This window comes from Rheinheimera sp. MM224 (genome assembly GCF_947090785.1).
Taxonomy (GTDB): domain Bacteria; phylum Pseudomonadota; class Gammaproteobacteria; order Enterobacterales; family Alteromonadaceae; genus Pararheinheimera.
Genome location: NZ_OX352320.1, coordinates 2088695 through 2100319 on the forward strand (window position 1 = coordinate 2088695; position 11625 = coordinate 2100319).

Here is an 11625-nt window from a genome sequence, read left to right on the forward strand (position 1 = left end):
TGGATATGGGATTTTTTTCCGATTTATATAGTGGAGCGAAGGATTTTGTAGCGTCTGCTGTTAGCACAGTTAGCGAAGGTTTTGTCAAAGCTAAAGAAATTGCTGGAAGGGCACTTGGATGGATGGCTGAGAAGGCTGAAAGTTTCATTGGTGGTGTAAAAACCGTTTGGTCAGCAGTAAAGCCTCATGTAGATAAGATAATAGTATTTTTGGAGTATGCCGCCACAAAGGCTCCGTACCCATGGCTTAAAGCAGCTTTGCTATTGTTGTCTAAGGGCCTTATCGCGCTCACAAAGTTTGAAAATTCTCCAATTGCGAAAAAATTAGATGAAGCAATTAAATGGGCAATTAAGATCGCAAATCGCTGGCAGAAAAGGAGAGAGCAAGACGAAAATCAGCGAAAAGCTGCCCAGGAAACTGAGGAATTAAGTGACGCTGAACTTGCTGAAGCGAAGAGTCACCAGTCAACATTTCGCAGTGCTGAAAGAGAGTTTGCAACTGAAGAAAATAGACACGTATTTGAACTTTCTTCTGCTATCAACGATTACGAAATCTCCCGTGCTGAATTAAAAAATGCGCTCAAAAAAGAACCTCAAAACTTCGAGCACTACTTGCGATTACGGGCAACTCAAAAATTATTAAATATGACAGAAAATAAATTTGTCTCAGCCAAGAGTATCGACGACTTAAGCTTTGATGATTTGTTTCTTGTGAAAATCGCAGCTGACTTAGTCAAAGCCAATCCTGAATTAAGTAATGATGCTGCAATGAGGTTAGACCGAATTTTGAAAGAAGTGTATGGAAGAGCGTTAGCACCATTCGTATTTGAGGAATTGGTTGCATCGTGGTCACTGCGTGTCAAGGAGTTAAATAATGTTTGGGAGCAAGACCGTAAAACGTTATCAAAAGAAAAAATTCTATTCAAAAATCTAACTTTGGCAAAAGAAATTCAATCTGATTTATCAAGTGAAGAACAAAGCCTCTTAACTCAGTTACAGGCGGACTTACCATTACAGCAAGCGAAACTGGATTCGACATTAAATGAGTTAAATGACGTGAGTCGTTATGTCGGTGCTGTCGAAGGTTTTTTGCAGCTTCTTGAGAAAGACGAACAACAATTAGAAAGTGAAGGCAAAGAATATTTGATTGACGAGGGGGCTATCGTCGGCACTTTATTACTTAAATGTGCAGAACAGAACATTCCATTTGCTTCTTTGACTGAAGACGAACAGGCGCTTGTTAACGATTATGCAAACATTTTCAAAGCAGAATCCGAGCAGAGGATTGAAAGAGTATTGGAGTCGTTTGCATGATTTTGTCTGACTTTATAAATTTCTTGTTACCTGATTTTGCTGACCCTATCCAGATTACATTTTTTATCTTCATGGTTGCGTTGATCACGCTGACCATATCCAGTGCCCACGTTACAGCGAGTGCTGGCGCTTGGAATAAAAAATGGACCGGAGGTGCTTCTGGCAAAGCCGATGACAACCTAGACATAGAGCATGGCAGTGTTATGGATCTTTCTCATGCTGTTGCCACTGCGCCAGAAAAGCTTGCAGATGTTATGCCTGGGCTGCTATTGATTGTTGGCTTGCTGGGTACATTCCTGGGCTTAGGCCTTGCTTTGAATAATGCATCTAATATCCTGAGTCAGCCAGATGCTTTAAATCCGGGCGCTGCCGCAAGTAGTATGCAAAACTTGCTTGATATGCTTCAAGGGCTGGGCACCAAATTCAAGACGTCTACATGGGGCATCATCGGATTTATTCTTCTGAAAATTTGGAGCGAAGTCACTCGTTTTGAAGAGAAGAGAATGACGTGGGTAATTCGAAAAGTTAAACAAGATCTTGATGCCAGAAAGTTAGAAACAAAAAACTACGAGGATGAAAAACTATCTCGCATAGTTAAGGCCGTTGCTGAAAACTCCCATAAGACTAGTATTGTTTTTGAAGAATGTATGGAGCGGTTGATTAGCTCAGTTGTTGGGTTAGAGAATACTAGAGAGCAAAGTGAAACACAGCGAGAATCTAAAAGGCTTGAACTGTCAATTCAGATTAGTAATCAGATCAACGACGTTGGATCTAACATAGTAAGCGGTTTTTCTTCTTTACAAGATGCTATTAAAACTCAAAACTCGAATGCTGAAATTCGTTCAATCGAAACTATTGGTGTTGTTAGAGAAGGTTTCAATGGTGCTTCACAGCTCTTAAATGCAATGCGTTATGAGCTGGAGAGTTCTTCGAAGACTCTTAAAGATTTTAGTTTAAATACTTTTAGCCTGGTTGAAGGAATGTCGCAAGCATCTTCTCAGATGGCTGAAGGTGCCAGAGGTGTTGGTGTCGCAGCTAGCGGCCTAGTGGGGGCAGTAGAAACATTTGAACAAAAATTTACCGAGGTTTTAGACCAAATAAGAGCAGATTTAGGTAACGCCATAAATGAAATGAGTCAGCAGGCAGCCAGTACATTAGAATCAGGTAGTAACAAACTCCACGCCGCAACATCCGAGATATCTGTAGCACTAGGTCAGCTATCTGAGGACGTACAAGGTACCATGCAGCAGGTGCAAGGCTCTGTAGATAAGGCATTAAAAATACAAGCAGAATCTGCGAGACAATTTATTATTTCTAGCACTACATTAAATGAAAAAGTTCAAGATTCGATTGAGATTACTAAGAAGCTAACTACCCCAATAGAGTTTGGGTTGAAAGCAATTTCAGAGTCAAATCGTGAACAAGCCGGCGTTTATCGAAAATTGGATAGCTCCATAAAAGAATTGCAGGACATGTCGAAAAAGCTGAACACTTTTGGCCAAATCATAACGCCGATAGAATCTATTTCTGACCAATTTAATACATATTTAGTAGGATTACAGGAAATAACAGAGTTACTTACCTCAATAAAAAGTACAGACCGATACCATGAAGCTATCAATGTAATCAAAAGCTCAATGCAAAACCTTGAGACGCACTCATTGGCTATTAATTCAACTCTTAAAGAAAGTTTAAAGCCGAGAGTTTCAGTCGATAAGCAAATACAGGTTGAAGCTCAATGAGAGAAAAACCAAGTGAGTGGGTCGCTATATCAGACTTAATGGCTGGTATTTTGGCTGTAGTCATGCTTTTGCTGGTAGTTGCAGTATTACAGAAAAATGTCAGTGAAATGCAGTTTCAACAAGAGCTCGCGAATGCAAAAAAAAATGCAGAAGACCCAATAAAAAATGTTGGCATATCACTGCAAGCTGTTCTTGAACAAAGTGAGTTTTCTGCATTGATGTCAGTTGACTTAGCCGCTAATCGCCTTACTTTGAAAGATGGGGTGTTTGAACGTGGCAGTGCTTGCCTAACAAATCAAGCGCTCCGCTCTGTTGAAGCTGTAAGAGACTTATTAGCAAGGTTTCTGACTTCAAACAACGCTGCGCGTATATATGTAGAGGGTTACACCGATAATATCCCAGTGAAACGCCCGGTAACAGATTACGCAAGATTTTGTACTGTATATGACGACAATTACACTTTATCAGCAGCCAGAGCGAGAGAGGTTAGGAAAGCATTGATTGGTGAACTTGACGAAGGTTCTTCAAAGCGAATAGTCGTTGCAGGTTTTGGTGATTCAAAGCCTTTAGATGGTCTTGAAGCCAGTGATTCAAGAAATAGGCGAGTTGAAGTTTTGTTTACTATGCAAAAAGCGGGCTCCTAGTGAAAACTACACTAGTTAATTTGCGAGATTTATTCTTGAGTTTTTCTCATTAAGCAAAGGATAAACTGTGCCAAAAGCGGTTTTAGGTTTTAAATTGGTCTGTAAATCTTGCTGTTGGAGCAAGATTAATACTTCAAGGAGCGACGCAGTAAGTCTGGTCGATTCACAATTAGAATAACATCATAAAGAGCGAAGGTTTAATAAGGACATTTAGTATGCCAGAAATTAACTATTCCCAGTTTGCCGATAAAACTATTAAGGCGTTAACAGCGGTCGCAGATTTTGCGCGTAGCAAGCTTACTCATATTCCTGGTAACCCAGCTGACTGCTTTGCGTTATTAAACACAGCGAATTCAACGCGGGCTATTCAAGATGTAACTGTTGCACGAGATCTGGTACGAAAAAGCCTGGGAAAACTATTACAAGAACCATTTGTGGTTTATCTGGTAGTGGAAGATGCTGAAGGTCAGAGCCACGAACTGTATATAACTCGTAGCACCCCACCTCAATTAAACTCCGGCAGGATGTTCGCAAGTTATCAAACGGAAATTGGTAAACTGGCTGAGATACCAGTTGGTGATGGGCGTGAAGTTGAATTTAAAGGGGAACGCCAATATGTCCGCGTGCTCCAAAAAGCAGGTTTGCGGCCTATTGAAAGAGCAGCAAGTTGGGATTCTCAAACTACTCGATTTATATATCCTGCTCAAAAAATCGATATTCTATTTGATTCTTTGTTGCCATTGCTCGTTGAAGCTCATTTTGAAGAAGTCGACGATTTGGATGCGCTTCTGGCACAGCCACACCCATTGGAAAATCAAACTACAGGTTACAAGCATGAAGCCTTAGTCGCAATGGAACTGCGAGACCAGCCTATCTTGGATCAATTCCAAGGCGAAATTTTCCGTTTACCGTTGGATAGTCAGCTATTAATTCTTGGGCCTCCAGGTACCGGCAAAACAACAACATTGATAAAGCGCTTAGCACAGAAAACAAACATTCTAAGCCTGGATGCATCTGAGTCCGAATTGTTTGACGATGAGGCTGCCTTATCGAAACAACGTTCTAGCTGGATGATGTTTTCTCCTTCAGATTTATTGAAACAGTATTTAAAAGAAGCTTTTAATCGCGAACAGATACCTGCTAGCGATGAAAATATACGAACATGGAGTAACCATCGAGATCGGCTAGCACGTGAAAGTTTGAGAATATTGAAAACAACAAATGGAGGAAAGTTTATCCTGCGAAACGGGCTTACCTTTTTAAAGCCAGGGGTAGATATTCCACAGTGGTACACGGCATTTGCAGATTTTCATCAATTATCGATCAAAAACCAACTATCTGAAGGTTATCAGACAGCGTTGCGTCTCGGTAACGCCGATGACATTGCTACGTTTGAAAGCCTCGAGATGTTCTTTGACGCAGAGTCGACCTATTCGCTTTTAGACTTACTCATTGCAGTTGAACAAAAAGAAGACAAGATCAAAGCACTACTAGATAAAGGCAAAGAAACAACAGACCAGTTGATTAAACAAGAGCGTGACCGAGTTTTTAAACTAGATAGGACTATTTTTGAGCGCTTAGGCACGCATCTTCGAACGTTGACGCAAGATCAAATCAATGACGATGAAGATGAATTTGAAGGTGACGAGAGCGATGTTGCTGAGCAAACGAACGATCTAAAGCTAGGTGTAGCTGCGTTTGTTGGTTCATTAAGATCGATAGCAAAGAACGTTTATTTAAAGAAATCAATTCTCAAAACGGGGCGAACCGCCGAAGTTATTGCGTTCATTCAAGATAAATTACCTGAGAATGATGTGTTGCAACAATTGGGAAAAGAGTTTGTGTTCCAAAGTGCGCTGAGACGACTCAGCAATGCACATCGCCGTTTTGTTGAAGATGTTTCAACGAGCTATCAAAGGTTTCGACGGGATAAAAACTTCAAAGACCTGTTCTACGTTGACGAAGTTATTTCTGCAACAGATATTTCATTTCCTGAGTTAGATGCGATCATCCTTTTGACCCTGCAAAATGCTCGTCAATTGATGCATCAAGCTGTCATCAAGCGAAAAATACTTGAGGTTAAATTTGATTACCTGACTGGGATCCGAAGCTTATTCAAGAATCAAATTATGGTTGACGAAGCAACGGATTTCTCAGGGTTAGAATTAGCTTGCATGGAGGCATTGACCTCTCTTGACACAAAATCATTTTTTGCATGCGGTGATTTTAACCAACGAATCACGACAAAAGGTCTGAGGTCAGAACAAGATTTTTCTTGGCTGATGCCGCGGTTAGAAATGCGCAGAATTAACTGTGTCTACCGTCAGAGCAAAAAGTTAAATGATTTCTCGCACCAGCTCATTCAACTGCAATCGGGTGACTTGACGACGCTGGGCACTCTGCCAACTTATAAAGTCCATGAGGGTGTCGCACCATTGCTTATGGAATACGCAGAGGATCTAAATACTAATGCGCAGTGGTTAGCCGAACGCATCCGTGAAATTGATAATGGCGTGAACCAAATTCCAACCATTGCAGTGTTGGTCAATCAAGAAGCACAGGTCATTCCTATGGCTGAGCTACTAACGCAGCATTTGGAAGATATCAACCTTAAAGCTGCTGCTTGCTCCAACGGTAAAATTCTCGGTGAAGGCAATGAAATAAGAGTTTTTGATATTCAGCATATCAAAGGCTTAGAGTTCGAAGCTGTGTTCTTCGTCGGTTTAGATGAGCTTGCAGAGCAAAAACCGGATTTATACGAGCGGTTTTTGTATGTCGGTGCGACTAGGGCGGCGACGTATTTAGGTTTATCTTGCATAAAGCAGCTACCAAGTAAATTAGAGCCGTTACGCGCAGTATTTGTGAGGGATTGGTCTGATAATGCCTAATTCATTTAGGACCGATAATGGATGCATGTTGTTTACAACGTCGCGAGCAATGTTTTGTTATGTAACCCAAGGAAGAATCGGTAGAATGCAACACTTAGCTGTACCGCCAAGACTGGCGTTGAACGCACACTCTACCGAGGATAATGCTCCCATGGTTGATGAACAAAGCCGTAGCCAACTGGGTTTTAAATTTGGCATCAACGGCGCACATGCTGCGCGCAGCATGATGCTAGAAGAGCTTAAGTTATTGTTTGCTGGCCGTCCCGAACACGCAAGTAAAGACGATTATCGACAAGATATCATCGACTTTAACGTGCTGCACAAAACCAGTGAAAACGCGCGCAAGTTAACGTTTAGTCACCTGGTCGATCTTTACGGCCTGTCTCCCGACATTCCGCTGTTCCGGGTGTTTCGCCAATTGTGGGAGTTGTCCGAAGCGGCGCAGCCGCTGCTGTGTTTGCAAATGGCTTTAGCACGTGACCCGTTATTACGTGGCAGTATGGATGTGATATTACCGCTGCAGCTGGGGGAGTTATTAACGCGAGAACAAATGGAAGAGCATTTAGCCGCGCCAAACCCAGACCGTTTTAGCCAGGCGTCGCTGAAGTCGTTTTCGCAAAACATTAACGGCAGTTGGACCCAAGCTGGTTACCTAAGTGGCAAAGCCAAAAAATACCGGGCCGAACCCAAAGTAACCTATGTCAACGTGGCGTTTGCCTTGTTTCAAGCCAGCTGCGAAGGCTTTTCTGGCCAGCGCTTGTTTACCAGCAGTTGGTGCAAGTTGCTGGGCAAAGATTTAATGAGCGTGTATGACCTTGCGCAAAGCGCCTCGCTGCGTGGGCTGATTAACTTTAAGCACGCTGGTGAAATTGTCGAAGTGACGTTTCCGAATTTGAAAACCGCATAATTTGTTGAGGAATTGACTGGATGTCTGATCGTTTATCCAAATTATTACAAAGCTATCAAAGCCATATCAGCATTCCGTGGAGCCAGGTGATCTCTGCCGAAGAGCGCGCCATTTTTGTGGTTTACCATAAAGAAGATGAATTAAAACTGCGCGCACGCTTGCCTGAATTTGTCGAAGCCACAGTGCAAGCGGGTCACCCCTTTATTCCGTTAGACGTGACCAACGCCTTCCCGGATTGGATGGCCAAGCAAGATTACCGCGATTCTTATTTTGAAGATCCAGAATATTTAGAAGGTAGTTACGGCTATTTCGTAGATGAACTGGTAAGCCAGCTTACTGAACAGTACCAGAACCAACAAACCGCCGATTCCGTGGTTGCCTTAATTGGCTGTGGCACGTTGTTTGGTTTTGCGTCTGTATCTGGTTTAGTGAAAGCCTTAACCACCCATATTCAAGGACGCTTAGTGGTGTTTTTCCCAGGGGAATACCACGACAACACTTACCGCCTGCTCGATGCTAAAGATGGCTGGGGTTACCAAGCCACCGCCATCACCGCGTTTTAATAAAGGACTATCACAATGCTAAACCGCGATATTTATCTCAACGATCCGCTTGAAAGCAAATTAGCCAACAATGGCGTGGCAGAAGTCAAAGACGATACTACAGCCGCGTCGTTAAGCACATTGATGTATGAGTTACAAACCTTCGTCTGTGACGGTGCTTACCAAAAAGGTTTGGAGAAAATCCTCAGCAACTTCGTTTCTAATGTCAAAAGAAATGAGGAACAACCTGGCGTTTGGATCAGTGGTTTCTTTGGCTCAGGCAAATCGCATCTCGCGAAAATGCTGCGTTCGCTCTGGACCAATCAACAGTTCCCAGATAAAAGTGACGCCCGCGGTTTAGCTGATTTACCCAATGACATCGCCGAGTTACTAGAGCAGTTAAGTCAGCTGGGCATTCAACATGCTGGCCTACACGCCGCGTCCGGCACCTTAGGAGCAGGCGCTAAAGACCAAGTCCGCTTGGCACTGCTATCGATTATTTTCCGTTCGGTCGGTTTGCCAGAGCAGTACCACTTAGCGCGTTTTGTCCTTTGGTTGAAACAACAAGGTGTGCTATCGCAAGTGCAAGAGTTTATCCGGCAGTATGTCAAAGCCCAACCGGGTGAAGACATTTGGGCCAAAGAGTTACGCAACTTGCACGTATCGCCTGTTATCGCCAAGGCGCTATTAACGGCTATGCCAGGTTTTGCCGCGGATGAAAAAGATGTCCGAGAAAGCTTGCGTGCCCAATACAAAATTGTCACTGACGTCACCAACAGCGAAATGGTTGAAGCCATCATGGATGCGCTGGCCGTCAATGGCGAACTGCCTTTAACGCTAGTGGTATTGGACGAAGTGCAGCAATACATCGGCAACGACGTGCAACGTGCCCACGATGTGCAAGAAGCCATAGAAACCTGCTGTAAAGCCAGTCAATTCAAATCTAAATTGCTATTTGTAGCCACAGGCCAAAGCGCGCTATCTGGCATGCCGAACCTGATGCGCTTAATGGGCCGTTTCCAGGTGCCAGTGCAGCTTGAAGATACCGATGTCGATTCGGTGATCCGCAAAGTCATTCTGCAGAAAAAAGAAAGTGCCCGGCCGCATATCGAACAAGTGGTGCATGACAACTTAGGCGAAATTTCCCGTCATCTGCGCAGCAGCGTCATTGAGCACAACAAAGACGACGAAGCCTGGATGGTCGCCGATTACCCATTGTTACCGGTGCGTCGGCGTTTTTGGGAAAAAGTTTTACCTGCGTTAGATAAAACCGGTACCGGCTCGCAGCTGCGTAGCCAACTGCGCTTGGTGCATGAAGCCACCAAAGAAACTGCCAATTTGCCACTGGGCGCTGTGGTGCCCGCCGATTTTATCTATGAACAAATCGCTACCACCTTGCTGCAAACCGGCGTGATCGGCAAAGAAATTTACGAAAACATCAGCCGCTTAAAAGGCGGTGATGCCGAGCAAGTGCTGCAAGGCCGTATCTTGTCGTTGATTTTATTAATCAGCAAATTGCCGTCCGACATCGATTACGGCATTGCAGCCACCGCCGATACCTTAACCGACCTGCTGATTGAACATCTGCAAGACGGCAAGCACGAACTGCGCGCACAAATGCCAAAGCTTTTAAAGCAGCTGGAAAAAGACGGTTTAGTCATGAGCATGCAAACCTTGCAAGGCGAGGAGTACCGCTTACAAACCATCGAAAGCCAACAATGGTACGACATGTTCCGCCAACAAGAAAACGAGCTTCGTAGTAACCCAACCAAGCTAGAAAGCTTTCGCGCCTTTGAAATCCAAAGCTTCGTTAAAAAACAAGCGCAGCAAGTTCGGCTCACCCAAGGTGTGGTGGCCGAGGCTCGTACTTTATATCTGTCGTTTGATACAGAACTACCGGCCGATGCGGCGAAAAAAATCTACGCCTGGGTGCCAGATGTCACCGAAAAAGCCTTCGGCGATTTAGCACGAGCAGCAAGCCCAGATCAAGCCACTATTTATGTCTATGTGCCAGCGTCCTATCGCTCTCAGTTAACCGATGCCATAGTCACGTTCAAAGCGGCTGAAACCACCTTAGAAGTGCGTGGTGTTGCCAGCACCGACGCTGGTAAAGAAGCCCGCGCTGCGATGGAATATCGGGTGATTGAAGCCGAGCGTACCAAAAACGCCATTTTAAAAGATATCTTTGCGCAAATTCAGGTCAAATTGGCCGGTGGTGCTGACGTTGTCGCCGACAGCTTGGCCTTGCAGCTGCAAAAAGCCGCCGAAACCGCCTGTTTACGCCTTTACCCAGACTTTGCCATGGCTGACCATAAAGGCTGGGGCACTGTGTATAACAGAGCCAGCAAAGAAGGTGGCGAAAACGCCATAGAAGCCGTTGGTCATAACGACGAAGCCGACAAACATCCGGTGTGCGCCAAAATCAAAAGCTTTATTGGTATGGTGAAAACTGGCGCCGAAATTCGAGAAGAGTTTGGTAACGCTCCTTACGGTTGGCCGCGCGATGCGATCGACGGCGCTTTATATGCCATGTTGGCCGCCGGTATATTAAAAGCCAGCGACGCCCAAGAAAAAGCCGTCGATGCCAAAAATCTTGACCGGCAAAAGCTTACCCAGCACAAGTTTCGCCCTGAGAATATTACCATCAGCAACGTTGAGCTGATTAAAGTTCGTAGCCTGATCAATAACATCTCGGACTTAAACTGCACCGCCAAAGAAGAAGTCAGCAAGTTGCCACTGGCGTTGCAACAACTGAAGTTACTGGCGCGAAGCGCAGGCGGTGACGCACCATTGCCGCCACCTCCACAATTACCAGCTTTGTTTGAGCTAGAAGTGTTATCCGGCAATGCTCAATTAAAGTTGGCCTATGAAAAGCGCGATGAGTTAGAAACTGCCGCCAACAGTTGGAGAAACCAGGCCGATTTAACGAAGCAGCGCCGTTCTCGCTGGGCAGAGTTGCAACTAGCGCTCAAATACTGCGCCGACTTAGCTATATACCAAGACTTAGTCGACGAACAACAAGCCATTGTGAAAAACCGCAGCTTGTTAGCCCAGCCTGATCCGGTAGAGCCGCTACTGAAAAAAGCTATTATCGCGCTGCGCGATTTAATAACAGCCCATTTGGGCGAATACGAAGCCGCCTATCATCGCTGTATGCGAGAACTGGAGCAAGACCCAGATTGGCAACGTTTAGCCAGCGATCGCCAGCAAGAGCTGTTAAAAAAAGCCAACCTGGCCGCCTTACCCAAAGTGGATTTAGCCGGCCAAGCGGCCGTATTGGATGAAATTGCCGGCACGCCAATCCAAACCTGGAACGACCGCATTGCCGCACTGCCAGGTCGTTTTGAACAAGTGCGCAAAAAAGCCGTCACGGAAATACAGCCCAAAGTGCAGCATTTAAGCATTAAAAAGCCGGTGCTGAAAACCGAAGCTGAGCTAATGGCCTGGCTTGCGGAACTGGAGCAGCAAATCAAAGCGGAACTACAAAAAGGCCCGGTCGCACCCAACTAACTGGCGTAACGCTGCCAGCTAACCCATTGGTGCACAAACTACAACTTCCGCCGGTGCTATGGTCTCGGCGTTTTCCCAG

General features: G+C 44.8%; 7 protein-coding genes. All 7 read left to right on the forward strand.

Features of this window, described 5'->3' with window-relative positions; all coding sequences use genetic code 11:
- Positions 1-5: 5 nt before the first annotated feature.
- The 7 genes from OM978_RS09930 to brxC all read left to right on the forward strand — a co-directional run bounded on the left by OM978_RS09930 (position 6) and on the right by brxC (position 11546).
- Positions 6-1313: a hypothetical protein gene (locus OM978_RS09930; protein WP_264346726.1), complete on the forward strand. Its 1308-nt coding sequence runs from the start codon at positions 6-8 to the stop codon at positions 1311-1313.
- On the forward strand, positions 1310-3055 hold the full coding sequence (locus tag OM978_RS09935; RefSeq protein ID WP_264346727.1) for a hypothetical protein: 1746 nt from the start codon (positions 1310-1312) through the stop codon (positions 3053-3055). The genes OM978_RS09930 and OM978_RS09935 overlap by 4 nt, the downstream gene beginning before the upstream one ends.
- The gene (locus OM978_RS09940) at positions 3052-3699 is read left to right on the forward strand and encodes a flagellar motor protein MotB (RefSeq protein ID WP_264346728.1); all 648 of its coding nucleotides are present in this window, start codon (positions 3052-3054) and stop codon (positions 3697-3699) included. The genes OM978_RS09935 and OM978_RS09940 overlap by 4 nt, the downstream gene beginning before the upstream one ends.
- Before the next feature lie 215 nt (positions 3700-3914).
- Positions 3915-6587, forward strand: a complete 2673-nt coding sequence (locus OM978_RS09945; RefSeq protein ID WP_264346729.1) for an ATP-binding domain-containing protein — start codon at positions 3915-3917, stop codon at positions 6585-6587.
- 151 nt (positions 6588-6738) lie between these two features.
- Entirely contained in the window at positions 6739-7494 is a 756-nt protein-coding gene (locus OM978_RS09950; RefSeq protein WP_264346730.1) for a hypothetical protein, read from the forward strand.
- Positions 7495-7514: 20 nt separating this feature from the next.
- The gene (locus OM978_RS09955; protein WP_264346731.1) at positions 7515-8057 is read left to right on the forward strand and encodes a BREX protein BrxB domain-containing protein; all 543 of its coding nucleotides are present in this window, start codon (positions 7515-7517) and stop codon (positions 8055-8057) included.
- A gap of 15 nt (positions 8058-8072) precedes the next feature.
- Positions 8073-11546: a BREX system P-loop protein BrxC gene (gene brxC, locus OM978_RS09960; RefSeq protein ID WP_264346732.1), complete on the forward strand. Its 3474-nt coding sequence runs from the start codon at positions 8073-8075 to the stop codon at positions 11544-11546.
- Positions 11547-11625 lie beyond the last annotated feature (79 nt).

Coding starts and splice junctions, on each gene's coding strand:
- OM978_RS09930 (WP_264346726.1), top strand. CDS start 6: ATGGGATTTTTTTCCGATTTATATAGTGGAGCGAAGGATTTTGTAGCG.
- OM978_RS09935 (WP_264346727.1), top strand. CDS start 1,310: ATGATTTTGTCTGACTTTATAAATTTCTTGTTACCTGATTTTGCTGAC.
- OM978_RS09940 (WP_264346728.1), top strand. CDS start 3,052: ATGAGAGAAAAACCAAGTGAGTGGGTCGCTATATCAGACTTAATGGCT.
- OM978_RS09945 (WP_264346729.1), top strand. CDS start 3,915: ATGCCAGAAATTAACTATTCCCAGTTTGCCGATAAAACTATTAAGGCG.
- OM978_RS09950 (WP_264346730.1), top strand. CDS start 6,739: ATGGTTGATGAACAAAGCCGTAGCCAACTGGGTTTTAAATTTGGCATC.
- OM978_RS09955 (WP_264346731.1), top strand. CDS start 7,515: ATGTCTGATCGTTTATCCAAATTATTACAAAGCTATCAAAGCCATATC.
- brxC (WP_264346732.1), top strand. CDS start 8,073: ATGCTAAACCGCGATATTTATCTCAACGATCCGCTTGAAAGCAAATTA.